This window comes from Kitasatospora sp. NPDC089797, from assembly GCF_040684795.1.
Classification (GTDB): domain Bacteria; phylum Actinomycetota; class Actinomycetes; order Streptomycetales; family Streptomycetaceae; genus Kitasatospora.
Window position 1 is genome coordinate 18,211 of record NZ_JBFBGS010000036.1, and the last position, 19,234, is coordinate 37,444.

Below are 19,234 nucleotides of genomic sequence, written 5' to 3' on the forward strand. Positions count from 1 at the left end.
CGGAGGAGAGCCGGGCCACCACAGCCAGGAGGGCGGACGGCATGACCACCGAGGACCAGCAGGAGTACGGCACCGGGCCGGGAGCCGGCGAGGCGATCCGGGGCACCGCCCGCGGCACGGCCCCCGCTCCGCTCTCGATCCTCGACCTCGCCACCGTCGGCGTCGGCTACACGCCCAGCCAGGCCCTGGCCGCCACCACCGAGCTGGCCCGCAGCGCCGAGCAGTGGGGCTACCACCGCTTCTGGGTCGCCGAGCACCACGGCATGCCCGGGGTCGCCAGCTCGACCCCGGCCGTGCTGCTCGCCCACCTCGGCGCCAACACCACGACGCTGCGACTCGGCTCCGGCGGTGTCATGCTCCCCAACCACGCCCCGCTGGCCATCGCCGAGCAGTTCGGCCTGCTGGAGGCCCTGCACCCCGGCCGGATCGACCTCGGGCTCGGCCGCGCCCCCGGCACCGACCCCGCCACCGCCCGCGCGCTGCGCCGAGGCCACGCCGAGGGCGCGGACGACTTCCCCCTCCAGCTCTCCGAGCTGACCCACTTCCTCGACGGCGACTTCCCCTCCGGCCACCCGTACGAGCGGCTGACCGCCGTGCCCAAGGGCGAGGGCCGCCCGCCGGTCTGGCTGCTCGGCTCCTCCGGCTTCAGCGCGCAGCTGGCCGGCCGCCTGGGCCTCCCGTTCGCCTTCGCCCACCACTTCAGCAGCGCCAACACCCTCCCGGCCCTGGACCTGTACCGGACGTCCTTCCGTCCCTCCGCCGTGCTCGACGAGCCGTACGCGCTGATCGGCGTGAGCGCCGTCGCCGCCGACGACGAGACCGCCGCGCGCCGCCTCGCCCGTTCCGCGGCCCTCGGCATGCTCCGGCTGCGGCGCGGCAACCCGGGCCCGATCCCGACTCCGGAGGAGGCCGAGGAGTACCCGTACAGCCCGGCCGAGGCGGACTTCATCGACAGCTGGCTCGAGAACGTGGTGCTCGGCGACCCGGGGCAGGTGGCCGACGGCCTGGAGGCCCTGCGGAAGCGGACCGGGGTGGACGAGCTGATGGTGACCTCGCACATCCACGGTCACGAGGCCCGGTTCCGCTCCTACGGGCTGATCGCCGAGGCGTACGGCCTGACCGCCGCGGTCTGACGGCGACCGCGTCAGGCTTCACAGCGACGACCGTCGCCCGACCCCGCCCTGCCCTGTTCCGCGCCGCCCGGCTAACGCCCGGTCGGGGCGGGGCGGCCCTCCCGGAGTATCGCCGCGACCAGCTCGGCCTCGCCCGGCCGGGCGAAGTACCAGCCCTGGGCGGTGTCGCAACCGGTCAGCCGGAGCCGCTCGGCCTGGGCGGCGCTCTCGATGCCCTCGGCGGTGACGGTCAGGCCGAGGGTGTGGGCCAGCTGCACCATCGCGCCGACGATCTGCTCGTCCGCGTCACGGCGGCGGGAGCGGAGCTCCGGGGTGCCCGACCGGTCCACGGTCGCTGCCGAAGCCGAAGCCGAAGCCGCCGTCGACCCCGACCCCGAGCCCGAGGCCGAACCCGAGACGGCGGCGGAGCCCGAGGCCCCCGCGGGGGCGGCCGGGGTGGGTGCCGGGTCGCGGAAGCCCTCGATGAAGGTGCCGTCGAGCTTCAGGACGTGCACCGGGAGCCGGGACAGGTAGGCCAGGTTGGAGTAGCCGGTGCCGAAGTCGTCGATCGCGATCCGCACGCCCATGTCGGCGAGCGCCTGGAGGGCCTGCAGCGGGCGCCCGCCGGGGCCGAGCAGGGCGCTCTCGGTGATCTCCAGCTGGAGCAGCCGGGCGGGCAGGCCGGTGCGTTCGAGGACACGGGCGACGTCGGCCACCACGTCGGAGTCCCAGATCTGGCGGGCCGCCAGGTTGACGCTCACGAAGGTCTCGGTGTCGGGGAACTCGGTGAGCCACTGCCGGGCCTGGCGACAGGACTCCTCCAGGACCCATGTGCCGAGCGGCACGATGGCGCCGGACTCCTCGGCGAGCGGGATGAAGCGGTCGGGCGAGAGCGTCCCGTAACGGGGGTGGCGCCAGCGGACCAGGGCCTCGGCGCCGTGCACCGCGCCGTCGGCCAGGCCGACCAGCGGCTGGTACTCGACGGTGAACTCGCCGCGTTCCAGGGCCGGCCGCAGCGCGGTGGCGAGCAGCTGCCGGGTGAGCTGGTGGGCACCGCGGTCCGGGTCGTAGAGGGTCCAGCGGGCCCGGCCGTCGGCCTTGGACCAGTAGAGCGTGGCGTCGGCGTCCTTGACCAGGTCGGTCGGGGTGGTCTCGTGCACCGACCGCTCGACGACGCCGACGCTGGCGGTGATCACCAGCCGGTGCCCGACGACGTCGAAGGGCCGTTCCAGCAGTTCCAGGATCCGCCCGGCCAGCGCGGTCAGCTGCTCGCTGCCGCTGCTGTCGGTGACCAGGACGGCGAACTCGTCGCCGCCCATCCGGGCCACCAGGTGGGTGTCCCGCCCGGAGAGCCCGCCCCGCAGCCGGGCGGCGACGGCGATCAGCAGCTGGTCGCCGATGTGGTGGCCGAGGGTCTCGTTGATCGCCGCGAAGCCGTCGAGGTCCAGGTAGCAGACACCGACCCGGCGCGGGTCCGTCACGGACGTCCCGTCGGAGCCGCCGGTCCTGCGGCCCCCGTCGGCACCGTTGCCCCCGTCGGGCCCGGTGCCCCCGGTGTCCCCGCCGCCCCCGGTGTCCCGACCGACGCCATCGGCCCTGCGGCGCACGGGCTCCTCGACGCCCGGGAGGCAGGCGGCGTCGAGCCGTTCGAAGAAGAGGGTCCGGTTGGGCAGCCGGGTCAGCGGATCGTGCAGGGACTGGTACTCCAGGCGGTCGCCGAGGCGGCGCTGTTCGGTGATGTCCTCGACCAACGCGAGGGTGTAGAGCGGCTGCCCGGCCGGGTCCCGGATGAGCGAGACGGTCACCTTGCTCCAGACCGGGTGCCCCTCGCGGTGCTTGAGCTGCTTCTCCACGCGGAACCGTTCCCGCCCGCCGTGGACGAGCTCCTCGAAGAGCCGGTGCGGCATGCCCTCCGGGTCGATGGTCTCGTACAGGTGGGTGCCGGCCAGTTCGTCGACGCCGCGGCCGATCAGCGCGGCGCACGCGGGGTTGACCTCGATGATCCGGTCCTCGGGGTCGATCAGCGCCATGCCGATGACGGCGTCGCAGAAGGCGGCCCGGAACCGGGCTTCGCTGGCCCGGAGCGCCGCCAGCAGGCGGTCGTCGGTGCTGCCGGGCCGACCGGGATCGTCGGCGCCGTCCAGGTGCGCGCCGTCGGTCAGCGGCGCCGAGCAGGTGGGGCAGCGCCGGACCCCCGGGTCCTCCAGGGTGCCGCAGGCCGTGGCCGCGGCCGTGACTGAAGCCGAGGCCGAGGTCGACGGCGCGGCGGCCGGGGGAGCGGCGGGGGAGACGGCGGCCGGTGAACTGCGGGCCGCCGGATCGAGGACCGGTGCGGCGAGGCGGCGGTGGTGTGACGATTCCTCGCGTCGCACGCCTGGGTGGTGGTGTGCGTCGGCCCCCTCGTTCTGGCCCGGCACGGCATGCTCCCGTCCGCTGCTGACGCTTGACGATGGTTCGCCTGGCCGGTCGGGGTCCCGGCGGCCGGCTCCGCACTCTGTCGGGGTCTCGGGGTCGGTCCGCTGCGGGGCGTCCGGCGTGGGGCGCTACCGCGCGGGGACCCGGGGAGAACAGGGCGCTTCGGCCGATCATAGGCCGCGACGGCAACGCGCGGTGACCGCCGGCAGGGTGATTCGCCCTGTTTGTGATCATGCGTGGTGGAACGTTCGGACGCCCCCGCTACACATCACATGAGGTGCGTCGGGGGCGTGTGCGCCGACGCCGCGCCCCCGGGCGCCGGTTGCGCGCCGGGGGCGGGTCCGGGTGCGCCCCCGGACGGGCCGGGGGCGGTCAGGCCAGCTTGGCCGTGAGGGTGATGGTGGTGCCGCTCAGGGCCTGGCTGACCGGGCAGTTGGCCTTGGCGTCCTCGGCGGCCTTCACGAAGCCGGCCTCGTCCAGTCCGGGCACCGCGCCGGTGACGGTCAGGTGGATGCCGGTGATGCCGGTGCCGGGCTGGAAGGTGACATCGGCCTGGGTGTCCAGCTTGGTGGGCGGGGTCCCGGCGCCGGTCAGGCCGTGGGAGAGGGCCATCGAGAAGCAGGCGGAGTGGGCGGCCGCGATGAGTTCCTCGGGGCTGGTCTTGCCGTTGGGCGTCTCGGCCCGGGCCGGCCAGGAGACGGGGTACTCGCCGATCCCCGAGGAGGCGAAGGTGACCTCCCCCTTGCCGTGCAGGAGGTCGCCCTCCCAGGCCGTGCGGGCGGTGCGGGTGGTTGCCACGATCGGTGCCTCCACTACTGAGGGACTGCTGGTCGTCACTTCCGGTCATGCACGCACCAGCCTACGGGCAGCCGCGCCACGGAGCCGGACGGCGGCGACGATGACGGCGACAAAGGCGGTCACGGTGGCGGCGACGGGTGTCCGGATGCTGGACCGTTCTTCGAACGGTGCCGGTCCGGCGCGGGGGCCCTGTTAGATTTGCCGGGGCCCGAGCCCGGCCGCCGTACGGTCGGGCGCCCACCCCAGAGACACCGGGAGCCGCCCCGATGACGGACCAGCCCATGACCTCCGACGCCGGTGCGCCGGAGGGGATCGACGACGCGGTGCGGGCGGAGCTGACCAGCCTGCGCGAGAGCATCGACAACATCGACGCCGCGGTGGTCCACATGCTGGCCGAGCGTTTCAAGGCGACCCAGCGGGTCGGTCGGCTCAAGGCCGAGCACAAGCTGCCGCCGGCCGACCCGGCCCGGGAGCGGGACCAGATCAAGCGGCTGCGGGAGCTGGCCGCCGGGGCCAAGCTCGACCCGGTCTTCGCGGAGAAGTTCCTCAACTTCATCATCGCCGAGGTCATCCGCCACCACGAGGCCATCGCCCGCGCCTGAACATCCCGCGCCTGAACAGGCCGACCGGGACGGGCCGCCTGGAGACACCGCCTGAACAGGCCGCAGGACCAAGCCGCCTGAACAGGACTCCGGGGTCCGCATCCGAGGGCTGCCTCCGGGGCCCGCCCCGGGCACGTCTCCTCCGAGCGTCCCGCCGCACGGCCCCGGCCGCCCCCCACCGCTCCGGCACGGCCCCCTGCCGCCCGCCGTACGGCTCCCGCCGTCCGGCGATGTCGGGGGCGGCTAAAGCCCGGATTTCCCGAGGCTCCCCGGTTGGCGTAGCGTGCAGGTTTCCCCAGCCGGAGAGGTGGAGCAGCGACGATGGCGGTGAACCTGCCCGAAACGCCCAGCGGAGCTCCCAGCCAGCAGAGCCAGCACGGCCGGCAGAGCCGGCCCGCCCCGGAGACCCGGCCCGCCCGGCCCGCCTCCGGTGGCCGGGCCGGGGCCCGGCGTCGGGCCGAGGGCTCGCGCGCTCGCAAGGCCCGCCGGACGGGGCGCCGTCCCCGGCCGTGGTGGATCGAGATCCCGGCGATGGCGGCGGTCGGGCTGGTGGTCGCGCTGCTGATCAAGACCTGTCTGTTCCAGGTCTTCACCATCCCGTCCGGGTCGATGGAGAACACCCTGCGGATCGGTGACCGGGTGGGCGTCAACAAGCTGGCGCCGCTGACCGGCTGGAAGCCCGAGCCGGGGCAGCCGGTGGTGTTCAAGGACCCCGGGAACTGGCTGCCGCCGCAGCCGGTCGACTCCAACCCGTTCACCAACGCCGTGAGTTCGGTGCTGAGCTTCGTCGGTCTGATGCCGCCGAAGGACGACAACTACCTGGTCAAGCGGGTCATCGCGACCGGCGGACAGACCGTGCAGTGTTCGGGCACCACGCTGACCGTCGACGGCCGGAAGGTCGACGAGCCGTACCTGCACCCGGGCGACGACTCCTGCGCGGGCCTGGACTTCGGCCCGGTGACGGTGCCCTCGGGCTACATCTGGGTCGAGGGCGACCACCGCAGCGACTCGGCGGACTCCCGCTGGCACCGGCAGAATCCGGGCGGCGGCGCCGTGCCGGTGGGCAACGTGGTCGGCCCGGTGTCGGCCGTGGTGTGGCCGGTCAGTCACCTCGACTGGTTCGGCTGGACCGGCCGCTGACCCCACCGTCGACGGCGGCCACCCGCTCCCGGGCGGCCGCAGCGGCGCGGGAGGCGGTGGCGCCGGAGACCCGCACACCGGAGACCCCCGCGCCGGCCGGGCCCGTCGCCCCGGCCGGCCCCGTCCCCCCAGCCGCCTCCGGAGCCCCTCCAGCCCCTCCCGCTCCCGTGGCCCCCGGTGACGTGCTGGTCTGTGCCGCGAAGGCGCCCGCCAGCACCAGCAGGCCGCCCGCGACCTGCGGCAGCCCCAGGTGCTCGCCGAGCAGTACCCAGGCCAGCACGGTGGCGACCACCGCCTCCAGGTTGGCGACCACCCCGGCGATCGGCGGGGAGAGGTGGCCGACCGCGATCACCCCGGTCAGGTAGGCGAGCACGGTCGCGATGAGCACCATCCAGGCGGCCGGGATCAGCGCGGGCAGGCTGTGCCCGTTCATCACCACGGATCCGCCGAGCAGGCTCCAGTCGGCCTCCCAGGGCCGGGTGAGGGCGGTGAGCACGACGGCGCCGACCAGCAGGCCGTACGCGCTGACGGCCAGCGGGTCGACCGGCCGGTCGCCGCGTCGGCCGGCGTCGGCGAGCAGGAAGTAGCCGACCTGGCAGCAGGCCGCGCCGAGGCCCAGCAGCACGCCCAGCGGGTCGAAGCTCAGGCCGTTCCAGACCTCGACCACGCAGGCCAGCCCGGTGACCGCGACGGCCGCGCCGACGGCCGCGCCCCGGGTGATCGGCTTGCGCTGCACGAACTTGACGTAGCCGATCAGCAGCGGCGGTCCGAGGTACTCGATCAGCAGGGCGACGCCGACCGGGATGCGGGAGATGGCGGCGAAGTAGAAGGCCTGGACGCCGGCCACGGCGAGCAGGCCGAAGCCGAGCAGCAGGCCGGGACGGCGCAGGACGGCGGCCCGGTGCCGGTAGGCGATCGGCAGCAGGGCCACGGCGGCCCCGGTCACCCGGAGCCACACCACGTGCAGCGGGGAGAGCCCGGCCTCGATCAGCGGCTTGGCCGCGGTGCCGGAGCCGCCGAAGGCGACGGCGGAGACCAGCGCGAGGCCGAGGCCGAGGGTTCGGCCCGAAGGGGTGACGGGCGAGGCCGTTGATCTGTGCACGGGCGCATTGTGACAGTCGTACCGATCCTTCGGTAAGGCGCCATTTCGTCATTCGGTCCTGGCCCGAACTGTCCGTAGCGGCGCGCTCACCCGCGCCCGTCAGCGCCTTCCCGGGCCGCTGCCCGCCCTGACCCCGGGAACGGCCCGAGTACGGCCCGAGCGCCGCCCGAGAACGGCCCGGGAACCGCCCGGACACGGCCGGAGCCGCCGGGACGACGACGGCCGGACCACCGACCCGAGGTCAGTGGTCCGGCCGACGGAGGTGGTGCGGCCGACCGGGTGAATCAGCCCCCGGCGCCCGCTCCGGTGAGCGCGTCCGTCCCGCCGGTGGGCTGGGTGGTCGGCGGACCGGTCGGGCCCGTGGTGGGCTGGGTGGTCGGCGTCGGCCGCGTGGTCGGCCGCGGGGGCCGGGTGCTGGGCTGGGTGGTCGGCGGACCGGTCGGGGCCGTGGTCGGCCCGGTGCCGGACCCGTCGGAGCCGGAACCGGAGCCGGAACCCGAGCCGGAGCCGGAGCCCGAGCCGCCCGAGGAGGTCGCGCCGGAGTTGTCGCCCGACTGGTTGCCGGCGCCGGTGCTCGGCGTGGCACCGCCGGTCGACGGGGTGCTGCTCGGCGTGTTCGGGGCCGTCGGCAGGTCGGTGGCGCCCGAGGAGTCGCCGCCGTCCGCCGGGGTCGGGAAGTCGGTCACCGGCTGGCCCTTGAGCGCCGACTTCATGTAGCTGGTCCAGATCTGCGCCGGGTACTGGCCGCCCGCCGCGCCGTCGATCCCGCCGATGCCGCTGAGGCTGACCTGGGCACCGCTGCCCGGGTCCTGCCCGAACAGGGCGACCGAGGTGACCAGTTCGGGGGTGTAGCCGACGAACCAGACGGACTTCTGGTCGTCCGTGGTGCCGGTCTTGCCCGCCACCGGGCGGCCCAGGGCCTTTGCCCGCCAGCCGGTGCCGCCCGGGTCGCTCACCACGCCCTGGAGCATCGAGGTGACCTGGTTGGCGGTGTCGGCGCTGATCGCCTGGGTGGACTTGTGCGCGGGCAGCGACACGGCCTCGCCCTCGCGGTCCACCGACTGCACCAGCCACGGGGTGATCTGCTTGCCGCCGTTGTCCAGGGTGGCGTAGACGCCGGCCATGTCGAGCACGCTCGGGGTGGCCGCGCCCAGCGGGATGGACGGCACCGGGTCCAGGCCCGGGGTGCTGCCGGGCAGGCCCAGCGCGATGCCGGTGTCCTTGACCTTCTGCAGCCCGGTGTCCTGCGCCAGCTGGGCGAAGGCCGAGTTGACCGACCAGTCGGTGGCCTGCTGCAGGCTGATCTGGCCGTAGCTCCTGTCGCCCTCGTTCGGCGGTGCGTACGGGGTGCCCTTGCCGCCGCGGACCTTGCGGCCGCTGGTGCCGTCGTAGACCGTGCGCGGGGTGATGGTGCGGCCGTCCTGGGTCTTGGCGTTGTTCTCGAAGGCGGCGGCCAGCGCGATCGCCTTGAAGGTGGAACCGGCCTGGTAGTCGCGCCGGGTCGCGTTGTCGACGTAGTGCTTCACGTAGTCGACGCCGCCGTACAGGGCGACGACCGCGCCGGTCTTCGGGTCCACCGAGACGGCGCCGGCCTGGGCGGCCGCGTCCTTCTTCCGCTTGTCCGGGTTCAGGGTGTCGTGCAGCTGCGCCTGGACGGAGTCCTGGAGGGCCTGCTGGCGGTTCGGGTCGATCGTCAGCTTGATCGTGTAGCCGCCCTTGGCCAGCTCGGTCTCGCTGATGATGTTGTTCGAGGTCAGGTACTGGGTGGCCGCGTTGACCAGGTAGCCGGACTGGCCGGACAGGCCCGGGTTGGGCTGCGGGTCCTTGACGTCCGGGAAGGTGGCCTTGGCCCGGTCGTCGGCGGAGAGCCAGCCCTCCTTGACCATGCCGTCCATGACGTAGTTCCAGCGGTTGACGGCGTTCTGCTTGCCCGCCGGGGTCGCGGTGGCCACGTCGTAGGCGCTCGGGGCGTTCAGCAGGGTGGCCAGGTAGGCGCCCTGGGCGGCGCTGAGCGCGGAGGCGTCGACGCCGAAGTACGCCTGGGCGGCGGCCTGGATGCCGTACGCGCCGCGGCCGTAGTAGGAGGTGTTCAGGTAGCCGGAGAGGACCTCGTCCTTGCTCTCGGTGGCGTCCACCTTGATCGCGATGAAGAGTTCCTTCACCTTGCGGGTGATCGACTGCTTCTGGTCCAGGTACGTGTTCTTCACGTACTGCTGGGTGATGGTGGAGCCGCCCTGGGTGCCCTCGCCCTTGGCGGTGTTGAGGGCGGCCCGGACCAGGCCCTGGACGTTGACGGCGCCCTCGTTGTAGAAGTTGCGGTCCTCGGCGGCCAGCGCCGCGTGCTGGGCGGCGGGGGAGACCTTGTCCAGGCCGACGTTCTGCCGGTTGGTCTGGCCGGTGCGGGTGAGCACCGAGCCGTCGGCGTAGAGCCAGGTGTTGCTCTGGGCGGTCGCGGCGGCGTGCGCGTCCGGGACCTTCACCAGCGCGATCCCCAGCGCGAACAGGCCGACACCGAGCAGCAGCGCCGAGGCGAGGCCGAGCAGCGTCATCCGCCAGGTGGGTATCAGCCGGCGCCAGCCGGTGCGCTTGCGCTTGGGCCGGCGCGGCTTACCGCCACCGGGGGTGGCGGCGGAGCGCTTGAGCCCCTTGACCGGCCGGAGGCCGATCGACGGCGTGCGACCGCCGCCGCTCTGGGCGTTTCGGAACAAGGCGCGGCCTTTCCTGCGGGCGGACCGAGCCGGCCTGCACAGACGGGGACATCGGTGGTTAGGGACCCATGTCCCGATTCCGGTTTACTGCCCTGGACGAGCCGGGCGGGCCCAATGGCTCCACCGGAACGGCAATCGAGACCGACATCACACACAAAACGGACGTCGAGGGCCAAAAAATCGGGGAGCCCCTCGCTGCTGCGAGAGGCTCCCCAACTGTCTGTGCGCCGCCAGGGACTCGAACCCCGGACCCGCTGATTAAGAGTCAGCTGCTCTAACCAACTGAGCTAGCGGCGCTTGCTGACCTGGAGAACAATACACGGTCCCGGAGGGTGCCTCGTGCCACCTCGGCTCCGCCGGCGTCCGAAGGGCCTCTGAGCTGCCCGTTTCCTCCCGGTTGGGGAGGAGTTCTCTCCCGGTTAGGGTGGAAACGTGCCCAGCCCCCAGCCCGGACACCCCCGCCCCCGCCCCCGCCGCCGAGAGCCCCGAGGCCTCCGGCGGCCGCACGCCGCGCGGACGGCGGTCGCCGTCCTGCTGCTGCTCAGCGCCGTGGCGTACACCGCGTGGGTGCTGGAGGTGGTGCTGAGCACCGGGCTCGACCCGGTGCAGGCGTACATCAGCGAACTCGCGGCCGAGGACCAGCCGCTGGGGGGCCTGTTCCGGGCCACCGACCTGGTCGCCGGGCTCTGCGTGCTCGCCGCTGCCGTCACCGCGCTCGCCACCGGGCAGGCCCGCCGGCCCGCCGTGCCCGGTCCGCACCCGGGCGCCGGTTCCCGCCGCGCCCCCGGCCGCAGCCGCTGGGCCCTGGTCGGATGGTCCGCCCTGGCCCTGTTCGGGGCCGCGACCGCCGCCGACTCCCGGCTGCCGCTCAGCTGCACCCCCACCAGCGACGAGATGTGCGCCGCCCGGGAGACCGCCGGGCTCGTCCCGGCCACCCACACCGCGCACGCCGTCACCAGCAGCCTCGCCATGGTCGGCGCGCTCGCCGGGCTGGTCGCGCTCACCGTCGCCGCCCGGCGGCAGCACCGCTGGCCGGCCGTGCGCCGGTTCGGGCCCTGGCTGCTCGGCGCCGAACTGCTCGCCACCGGCTGGAGCCTCGGCGCGATCGCCGCCTTCCAGGCCGGGCGCGGCACCTGGGCGCTGGGCGCCGGGCAGCGACTCCAGGTGCTGCTGGTCGCGCTCTGGCTGGCCGTCCTGGCGGTGGCCGTCGCCCGGGAGGGCGGTCCGGGCGGCCGGGCCGCCCCGGGTGCCCCGCCCGGAACGGAGGACCGGGTCGCGGACCGGGTCGCGGACCGGACGCCGGACCGGGCAACAGACGACCCCGACCCTGACCGGGGTCGGACATGACCACGCCCGCCGACTCCACCGGCCCCTCCGGCCCCGTCGGACCCCCTGGAGCCGTCGGCCCCACCGGCCCCGCGCCCCGGGGCCGCTTCCTGCGCATCGACGGTGTCCCGCTGCACGTCCGCACCGAGGGCAGCGGCCCGGTCTGCCTGCTCACCGGCGGCCTCGGCAGCAGTTGGTTCGACTGGGACCTGGTCGTCCCGTTCCTCACCCCGTACCGCACGGTGGTCCGCTTCGACCGGCCCGGCTACGGGCTCAGCGCCGGCGAGCCCGCGACCGGGCGGCGGCCCGCGCCGACCCTGGCCGGTGAGGCCGAACGGATCCGCGCGGTGCTGGACGGGCTCGGGCTCGACGGGCCCTGCACCCTGGCCGGCCACTCGCTGGCCGGCTTCCACGTGGAGGCCTTCGCCCGGCTGCACCCCGAGCGGGCCGCCGGGCTGGTGCTGGTCGACGGCAGCGTCGAACCGGACCCCCGGCCGTACCCGGCGCCCGTCGCGCGGGACCTGGCCGCCCGGGCGGTGGCGGGCGCCGCGACCGCCCTCGCCGTGCCGTACCTGCTCGGCCCGGCCGTGCGCCGGCTGACCGCCCGGCTGTCCACCGTCCGTCGCGAGGACCTGGCCCCGGCGCCGCTGGTCCGGCACTGCTACCGCACCGGACGGGCCCTGCGCGCGCTGCTCCGGGAGAACGGGCGGTACCTCGACATGGCCGCCGAACTGGACGGGCTGCGGGCCGCCCGGCCGCTGCCGGAGGACCTGCCGGTCACCGTGCTGGCCGCCGACGACGGCTGCCGGAACCGCCGCACCGAGTCCTGGCTGGCCGACCAGCGGGAGCTCGCGACGCTGCTCCGGGCCGACTACCGGACCACGGCCCCGGCCGGGCACCTGGTGATGTTCGACCGCCCGGACGCGGTGGCCTCCGCCGTCCTGGAGACCGGCTGAGCGGTCGGCTGCGTGGGCCCACTGGGCCGGGTGAGCCGGGTGAGCCGGGTGGATCGCCCCGGAAACGCCTCAGGCCGCCCACCGGAGTGGACGGCCTGAGACCTTGCCATGTGCGCCGCCAGGGACTCGAACCCCGGACCCGCTGATTAAGAGTCAGCTGCTCTAACCAACTGAGCTAGCGGCGCTTGCTGACGTGGAAGACAGTACACGTCAGCGACCCGATCCGCCGAATCGTATTCGGCCGATCACCCACCGGAGTCGCCGCCGGGGTCGCCACCGTCACCCCGGGTGGTGGCACGCCGCCCGGTGGTCGGCCGCGGCCCGGTCGCCGTCGAGGGCCGGCCGGTCCTGCTCGCAGCGCGCCCGGGCCGTCGCGTCCGCCAGCCCGGCGTAGAGCGGGCAGCGGGTGCGGAACGGGCAGCCGGTGCGGCGCTCGGTGGGGGAGGGAGGGTCCCCGGCGAGCAGGATGCGGTCGCGGGCGCGTTCGGCGGCCGGGTCGGGCAGCGGGACGGCGGAGAGCAGTGCCCGGGTGTACGGGTGGCGGGGGCGGTCGAAGACGGCGGAGACCGCCCCCTGCTCGACCGTCCGGCCGAGGTACATCACGCTGACCCGGTCGGCGAGGTGCCGGATCACCGAGAGGTCGTGCGACACGAACAGGTAGGACAGCCCGAGCTCGGCCTTGAGCGACTGCAGCAGGTTGAGCACCCCGGCCTGGATCGAGACGTCGAGGGCGGAGACCGGTTCGTCCAGCACCAGCAGCCTGGGCCGGACGGCGAGCGCCCGGGCGATGGAGACGCGCTGCCGCTGACCGCCGGAGAACTGGTGCGGGTAGCGGTCCGCGTGGTGCGGGTCGAGGCCGACCTGGTGCAGCAGTTCGGGCACCCGGTGGGCGATCTCCTCGCGCGGGGCGCGCTGGGCGCGCAGGGGTTCGGAGACGATGTCGCCGATCGGCATCCGGGGGTCGAGGCTGGCCATCGGGTCCTGGAACACGATCTGCAGTTCGGACCGGAGCCGTGCGGCCTCGGAGCGGGTCAGCCGGGCGGTGTCCCGGCCGAGCAGTTCGATCCGGCCGGTCTCCGGGGCGCCCAGCTTGAGCAGTTCGAACAGGGTGGTGGACTTGCCCGAGCCGGACTCCCCGACCAGGCCGAGGGTTTCGCCCTCCCGCAGGTCCAGGTCGACGCCGTCCACCGCGTAGACCTCGCCGACCTTGCGCTTGAACACCGTGCCCTTGAGGAGCGGAAACGTTTTGCCGAGGCCGCTCACCGCCAGCACCGGCGCCCGCTCGGAGCGGTCCCCGGCGGCGGTCGTCGGCGGTGGTTCGGGCACCGGGTACACCTCGCTCGGCGCGGGACGGCGCTCGGCCAACTCGGCCGACCGGACGCACGCCGCCAGGTGCCGTTCCGTACCGCCCGGTTCGGCCCCGTCCCCCACATCGGCCCCGTCCCCCACATCGGACCCGCCGCCCGCTTCGGGCCCGCCCGTCAGTTCGGGCTCGATCGCCGAGCAGCGCTCCTCGGCCAGCGGGCAGCGCGCGGCGAACGCGCAGCCGGGCGGGAGTTCGGCCATCGGGGCCGGGGAGCCGGGGATCGGCACCAGCGGACCGCCGGCGCCGTCCAGCCGGGGCAGCGCGCCGATCAGGCCGAGCGTGTACGGGTGGCGCGGGGCCGCGAACAGTTCGTCCACTCCCGCGGTCTCGACCACCCGGCCCGCGTACATCACGGCGACCCGGTCGGCGGCCCCGGCGATCACCCCGAGGTCGTGGCTGACCAGGACGAGGGCCGCGCCGGTCTCCTCGCGGGCGGTGCGCAGCACGTCGAGCACCTGGGCCTGGATGGTGACGTCCAGGGCGGTGGTGGGTTCGTCGGCGAGCAGGATGTCCGGCTGGTTGGCGATCGCCATGGCGATCATCGCGCGCTGGCGCATGCCGCCGGAGAACTCGTGCGGGAAGCTGTCCAGGGCCCGGTCGGGCGCCGGAATGCCGACCAGGTCGAGGAGTTCGGCGGCCCGGCGGCGGGCGGTGGCCCGGTCGACCGGCTGGTGGATCCGGACCGCTTCGGCGATCTGGTCGCCGATCCGGTAGACCGGGGTGAAGGCGGACAGCGGGTCCTGGAAGACCATGGCGACCCGGCGACCGCGGATCGCGGCGAGCTCCCGGCCGGGCAGGCCGACCAGTTCCCGGCCGTCCAGCCGCACCGAGCCGGTGACCCGGGCGGTGCCGGGCAGCAGGCCGAGCACGGAGAGCGCGGTGACGGACTTCCCGGAGCCGGACTCGCCGACGATGCCGAGGGTCTCGCCGCGGCGCAGGGTGAGGTCCACCCCGCGGACGGCGGGCACCGGGCCGTGCGGGCCGGTGAAGTCCACCCGCAGGTCCCGGACGGCGAGCAGGGGGGTCTCGACGGCAGTGGTCACTTCGGCTTCCTCGGGGAGCTACCGGGGCGGCGGGCGGCCCGCCGGGAACGCAGGGAACGCAGGGAACGCAGGGAACGCCGGGAACGGCGGGGGCCCGCTCCGGCGGTGGGGTCGAGGGCGTCGCGCAGCCCGTCCCCGACCAGGTTGACGGCGAGTACGAACAGCACCAGGAGTCCGGCCGCGAAGTAGAACATCCAGGGGAACACCGGGGCTTCGGACGTCCCGGCGGCGAGCAGGGTGCCGAGCGAGACGTCCGGCGGCCGGACGCCGAAGCCGAAGTAGGAGAGCGCGGTCTCGCTCATCACGGCGCCGCCGACCGCGATGGTGGCGTCGACGATCAGGAAGGAGGCGACGTTCGGCAGGATGTGCCGGGTGATGATCCGCAGCGGCCGGACGCCCATGAACCGTGCGGCGCGGACGAATTCGCGCTCGCGCAGGGAGATGGTCATCGAGCGGACCACCCGGGCGGTGATCATCCAGTTGAACAGGGCGAGCAGCAGCACGAAGGCGATCCAGCCGCTGCTGCGCAGCCGGGGCGAGACCACCGTGATGATCAGGAAGCTGGGGAAGACCAGCATCAGGTCGACCAGGAACATCAGGGCCCGGTCGGCCCAGCCGCCGAAGTAGCCCGCGCAGGCGCCGACCAGGGAGGCCAGCACGGTGGAGAAGAGGGCCACCAGCAGGCCGATGATCAGCGACTTCTGCAGCCCGCGGACGGTCTGGGCGAAGACGTCCTGGCCGACCCCGTTGGTGCCGAACCAGTGTTCGGCGGAGGGGGGTTGGTGCAGGGCGGTGAAGTCGGGGGCGGCGTAGTCCCAGGGGATCAGGTACGGCCCGCCGAAGGCGAGGGCGAACAGCAGCAGGATCAGCCCGGCCCCGACCAGGGCGCCGCGGGCGGCGAGCAGCCGGGCCAGCACGAGTCGGCCCCGTCCGGCGGCCCGGGGCCGCTCCACGACGGGCACGGCTCCTGCGGGTCCCGCCGGTCGCGCGGGTCCGGAGGGTCCGGCAGGTCCCGCGGTGCCTGCGGCTCCCGCGGTGCCGGCCGGGTCAGTGGGTTCGGCGGGCTCAGCGGCGACGACGGTCATCTCGGTGCACCTCCGGTCAGGACCGCACGCGCGGGTCGAGGGCGGCGTGCAGGGTGTCGGCCAGGAAGCCGGAGGCCAGCACGACGACGGCGGTGAACAGGTTGATCGCCACCACCGAGTTGACGTCCTGCTCGTTGATCGCCTTGATCAGCCATTCGCCCATGCCGTGCCAGCCGAAGATCGTCTCGGTGAAGATCGCGCCGGTGAAGATGCCCAGGAAGCTGTAGGCGAACATGGTCGACATCGGGATCACCGCGGTGCGCAGCCCGTGCTTGAGCAGGGCCCGGCGCCGGGTGAGGCCCTTGGCCTCGGCGGTGCGCAGGTAGTCGGAGCCGAGCACGTCGAGCATGGTGCCGCGCTGGTAGCGGCTGTAGGTCGCGAGGCCGCCGAGGGCGAGCGAGACGGTGGGCAGCAGCAGGTGCAGCGCCCAGTCGGCGAGGTGGGCGCCGAGGCCGCCGGCCAGTCCGGGGGTTTCGTAGCCGGTGAACGGGATGACCTCGTGGCCGGCCGCGTCCTTGGCGGCGATGGCGCCGTTCTTGAGGAACAGCGCGACCAGGAAGACCGGGGTGGAGAGCAGTACGAAGGACACCACGGTGAGCAGCCGGTCGGAGATCCGGTACTGGCGCACCGCGCTCCACGCCCCGGCGGCGACGCCGAGGACGGCTCCGAGCAGGCTGCCGATCACCAGCAGCCGCAGCGAGACCCAGACCCGGCGGCCGAAGTCGTCGGTCACCGGGGTGTCGTGGATGGTCCGGCCGAGGTCGCCGTGCAGCAGGTCGCCGGCCCAGTGGCCGAAGCGCTCGACGACCGGGGTGCGGTCGTTCAGGTTGAGCGCGGTGAGCTGGCGCTCGACCGACGCGGCGGACGGGCGGGGGACCTTGGCGTCGAAGTAGGTGCGCGGCTCCAGGGCGCTCGCGGAGATCGCGTACGCCAGGAAGACGGCGGCGATCAGCAGCGCCGCGTAGTAGCTCAGCCGTTTCGACAGGTAGCGGAGCATCAGCGGCCGCCCGGGGTCGGGGCGGGGGCGACGCGTCTGGAGGGCATCGGCGGGTGGCCTTCGGTCGGGGCCCGATCGGGCGTCAGGTGGCAGAGGCGGCCGTGCAGTTGGGGAAACCGCAGGTCAGAGTGAAGCAGCGGGGTGTTGCGGCGGGATTGCTGCGTGTGACGTCTGGATCAGGTGTCCGTTCCTCCCCCTGGTGGCGGATCTGATCCGCTGTTACGTTCCTCTGGCTCGGTGCCGGATTGAGTGCCCACGCTCAAGCCCGGTCATGCCTGTTGCGCCCCAACTCCCGTTTCCCGTGCCCCACGCCCACCTCGCCCGGGCCCCGCCCGCGCCCGCGCGGACCTCGGCCGCAGACCTCACCAGGGGGACCCTCATGGACGCTTCCCGTACGCCCGGTACGCCCGGTACGCCCCGGACCTCCCGTGCGCCCCGTCCGCTCCGGCGCCTCGGCCGGGCGGCCGCCCTCGCCGCCGCCGTCGCGCTGGCGGTCACCGCGTGCACCTCGGGCGGGGGCGGATCGGGCGGTGACGTGGCCAAGAGCGAGCCGCCGAGACAGGACTCCCAGGACATCAACGTCAAGCCGGTGGACCAGCTCAAGGACGGCGGCGAGGTGCGCTTCCAACTGGACCAGTGGATCACCCAGTGGAACCCGCTCCAGGTGGACGGCGGCTCCTACAACGACACCGTGGACCTGATGCGGGCGCTGGAGCCCGACCTCTTCAGCACCGACGCCTCCGGCACCTTCGTGGCGAACCCGGACTACCTGGCGGAGGCGAAGGTCACCTCCACCTCGCCGCAGGTGGTCACGTACAAGCTGAACCCCAAGGCCAAGTGGTCGGACGGCAAGCCGCTCGGCTACCTGGACTTCAAGGCCGACTGGCAGGCCAGCAACGGCAAGAACCAGGCGTACAACCTCTACGACCCGTCCGGCTACGAGCTGATCTCCGCGGTCGAACAGGGGGCCGACCCGACCGAGGTGAAGGTCACCTTCGCGCAGCCGTACGCGGACTGGCAGAACCTGTTCCGCCCGCTGATCCCGGCGGCGGGCATCTCCACCCCGGACGACTTCAACAAGGGCTGGGTGGAGAAGGTCCCGATCACCGCGGGCGCGTTCAGGATCGGGACGGCGGACAAGACCGCGCAGACCATCAGCCTGGTCCCGGACCCGGCCTGGTGGGGGACCAGGGCCAAGCTCGACAAGATCACCTTCCGGGTGATGGACAAGTCGGCGAGCATCCAGGCGTACCTCAACAACGAGATCGACTTCGCCTCGGCCGGCACCGCCGCCGCGTACGGGCAGCTCAAGAACGCCAAGGACACCGTGATCCGGTCCGCCAGCCCGTGGGACGAGGTGCACATCTCCTTCGGCGGCACCGGCGCGCTGGCGGACCGGACGGTCCGCCAGGCGCTCGGCAAGGCGCTCGACCGCTCGGCGCTGATCAAGATCGCCAACAACGGGGTGCCGGTGGAGTTCAAGCCGCTCGGCAACCACATCATCATGCCCAACCAGGCCGGCTACCAGGACAACTCCGGCGACTGGGCCACGTTCGACCTCGCGGCGGCCGGGAAGCTGCTGGACGACGCCGGCTGGAAGAGCGCCGGGGCGGGCCAGCCGCGCACCAAGGACGGCAAGCCGCTGGAGCTGCACTGGGTGCTCAGCGACGGCACCGCGCAGGCCCAGCTCGACCTCGCCACCGCGGCGGCGGCGATGTGGCAGGCCGCGGGGGTCAAGGTCGACCTGGACAAGGTGGCCGCCAACGACTACTTCGACAAGTACGTCACCCCGGGCAAGTTCGACATCGCCAGCTGGCGCAACACGGACTCGTTCCCGAACTCCAAGAGCCTGGCCAACTTCCGCCTGCCGGTGGGCGACAACACCTTCAGCAACCCGTCCCGGCTGGGCACCCCGGAGATCGACGCCCTGCTGAAGCAGGCGTCCGGGACGGTCGACCCGGTGGCGGCCGCGAAGCTCTACAACCAGGCGGACGCGAAGATCTGGGAGCTCGGCCACACCGTCGAGCTCTACCAGCGGCCCGCCGTGGTGGCGACCCGCAAGGGACTCGCCAACTACGGCGCCTTCGGCCTCGCCCAGGAGGACTACAGCAAGGTCGGCTGGGAGAAGTAGCCCGGGCCGCCGAAGCGGCCGCGGTGCGGGCGACGGCCACCGCGAGGGCACGGCAGGCGCTGGCGAGCAGCGCGGTGATCACGAGGCCGGTGGTACGGACACGGGTGGGTCGGCACTGCCGCCCCCGCTGTCCTGCCACCGGCCTTGACCTTCCGCGTTGCCCGCAGGCCGCCCGTGTCGTGGGGCCCCGCAGGGGGCCCGCGCTCGCTTCCAACCGGGGACGAATCTAGCGGGGCGTCCCGGCCGGTCGTGGTGCAGCGCGCGGGGCGCGCCCGGAAACCCGCCGTGCTGTCACCCACTTCGCGCACCGGAGCGTCAACTCTCGCTGACGGCAAGGAGAAAACGGGCATAAAGGGGCATCGCGCCCGGGGTCGACCGGAGTTGCGGCCCCGGCGGGTCCCCGGCGGGCCCTCGGCAGGCCCCGGCGGGCGGGACGGGCCACCCGCGCGTTCG

General features: G+C 73.9%; 13 protein-coding genes and 2 tRNA genes. 6 read left to right on the forward strand and 9 right to left on the reverse strand.

Features of this window, described 5'->3' with window-relative positions:
• The first annotated feature begins 41 nt into the window (after positions 1–41).
• Positions 42–1,133 (forward strand): LLM class flavin-dependent oxidoreductase, encoded by a 1,092-nt coding sequence (locus AB0O91_RS26950; protein WP_363437955.1) that lies wholly within the window; start codon positions 42–44, stop codon positions 1,131–1,133.
• Between the two features lie 71 nt (positions 1,134–1,204).
• On the opposite strand, the gene AB0O91_RS26955 is transcribed toward AB0O91_RS26950, so the two are convergent.
• Complete coding sequence (locus AB0O91_RS26955) at positions 1,205–3,484, reverse strand: EAL domain-containing protein (RefSeq protein WP_363437957.1); 2,280 nt, start codon at positions 3,482–3,484, stop codon at positions 1,205–1,207.
• Between the two features lie 415 nt (positions 3,485–3,899).
• Positions 3,900–4,325 carry an OsmC family protein gene (locus tag AB0O91_RS26960; protein WP_363437959.1) on the reverse strand — a complete coding sequence of 142 codons (426 nt, stop codon included), beginning with the start codon at positions 4,323–4,325 and terminating at the stop codon, positions 3,900–3,902.
• Positions 4,326–4,591: 266 nt separating this feature from the next.
• Here AB0O91_RS26960 and AB0O91_RS26965 point away from each other — a divergent pair, with 266 nt between their 5' ends.
• A complete protein-coding gene (locus tag AB0O91_RS26965; RefSeq protein ID WP_363437961.1) occupies positions 4,592–4,927 on the forward strand; it encodes a chorismate mutase in 336 nt (111 codons plus the stop codon).
• A 321-nt stretch (positions 4,928–5,248) separates the two neighbouring features.
• Positions 5,249–6,067, forward strand: a complete 819-nt coding sequence (gene lepB / locus AB0O91_RS26970) for a signal peptidase I (protein WP_363437963.1) — start codon at positions 5,249–5,251, stop codon at positions 6,065–6,067.
• On the opposite strand, the gene AB0O91_RS26975 is transcribed toward lepB, so the two are convergent.
• The 3 genes from AB0O91_RS26975 to AB0O91_RS26985 all read right to left on the reverse strand — a co-directional run bounded on the left by AB0O91_RS26975 (position 6,030) and on the right by AB0O91_RS26985 (position 10,174).
• On the reverse strand, positions 6,030–7,169 hold the full coding sequence (locus AB0O91_RS26975; protein ID WP_363437966.1) for an EamA family transporter: 1,140 nt from the start codon (positions 7,167–7,169) through the stop codon (positions 6,030–6,032). The two genes, lepB and AB0O91_RS26975, sit on opposite strands and share 38 nt — an antisense overlap.
• Positions 7,170–7,453: 284 nt before the next feature.
• Positions 7,454–9,877 (reverse strand): transglycosylase domain-containing protein, encoded by a 2,424-nt coding sequence (locus AB0O91_RS26980; RefSeq protein WP_363437969.1) that lies wholly within the window; start codon positions 9,875–9,877, stop codon positions 7,454–7,456.
• A gap of 223 nt (positions 9,878–10,100) precedes the next feature.
• Positions 10,101–10,174, reverse strand: a tRNA-Lys gene (locus tag AB0O91_RS26985).
• 234 nt (positions 10,175–10,408) lie between these two features.
• Between AB0O91_RS26985 and AB0O91_RS26990 the strand changes: the two genes are divergently transcribed.
• Positions 10,409–11,224, forward strand: coding sequence for a DUF998 domain-containing protein (locus tag AB0O91_RS26990; protein WP_363438106.1), 816 nt, complete (start codon positions 10,409–10,411; stop codon positions 11,222–11,224).
• Positions 11,221–12,159, forward strand: coding sequence for an alpha/beta hydrolase (locus AB0O91_RS26995; protein WP_363437972.1), 939 nt, complete (start codon positions 11,221–11,223; stop codon positions 12,157–12,159). The genes AB0O91_RS26990 and AB0O91_RS26995 overlap by 4 nt, the downstream gene beginning before the upstream one ends.
• 111 nt (positions 12,160–12,270) lie before the next feature.
• Here AB0O91_RS26995 and AB0O91_RS27000 read toward each other — a convergent pair.
• The 4 genes from AB0O91_RS27000 to AB0O91_RS27015 form a co-directional block, all read right to left on the reverse strand.
• Positions 12,271–12,344: transfer RNA gene (locus tag AB0O91_RS27000), tRNA-Lys, on the reverse strand.
• 94 nt (positions 12,345–12,438) lie between these two features.
• Positions 12,439–14,568, reverse strand: a complete 2,130-nt coding sequence (locus AB0O91_RS27005; protein WP_363437974.1) for an ABC transporter ATP-binding protein — start codon at positions 14,566–14,568, stop codon at positions 12,439–12,441.
• A complete protein-coding gene (locus AB0O91_RS27010; RefSeq protein WP_363437976.1) occupies positions 14,565–15,530 on the reverse strand; it encodes an ABC transporter permease in 966 nt (321 codons plus the stop codon). The genes AB0O91_RS27005 and AB0O91_RS27010 overlap by 4 nt, the downstream gene beginning before the upstream one ends.
• A gap of 139 nt (positions 15,531–15,669) precedes the next feature.
• A complete protein-coding gene (locus tag AB0O91_RS27015; protein ID WP_363437979.1) occupies positions 15,670–16,650 on the reverse strand; it encodes an ABC transporter permease in 981 nt (326 codons plus the stop codon).
• A gap of 379 nt (positions 16,651–17,029) precedes the next feature.
• Between AB0O91_RS27015 and AB0O91_RS27020 the strand changes: the two genes are divergently transcribed.
• Entirely contained in the window at positions 17,030–18,781 is a 1,752-nt protein-coding gene (locus AB0O91_RS27020; RefSeq protein WP_363437982.1) for an ABC transporter family substrate-binding protein, read from the forward strand.
• Positions 18,782–19,234 lie beyond the last annotated feature (453 nt).

Coding starts and splice junctions, on each gene's coding strand:
- AB0O91_RS27015 (WP_363437979.1), bottom strand. CDS start 16,650: ATGCTCCGCTACCTGTCGAAACGGCTGAGCTACTACGCGGCGCTGCTG.
- AB0O91_RS27020 (WP_363437982.1), top strand. CDS start 17,030: ATGGACGCTTCCCGTACGCCCGGTACGCCCGGTACGCCCCGGACCTCC.
- AB0O91_RS26965 (WP_363437961.1), top strand. CDS start 4,592: ATGACGGACCAGCCCATGACCTCCGACGCCGGTGCGCCGGAGGGGATC.
- AB0O91_RS26950 (WP_363437955.1), top strand. CDS start 42: ATGACCACCGAGGACCAGCAGGAGTACGGCACCGGGCCGGGAGCCGGC.
- lepB (WP_363437963.1), top strand. CDS start 5,249: ATGGCGGTGAACCTGCCCGAAACGCCCAGCGGAGCTCCCAGCCAGCAG.
- AB0O91_RS26995 (WP_363437972.1), top strand. CDS start 11,221: ATGACCACGCCCGCCGACTCCACCGGCCCCTCCGGCCCCGTCGGACCC.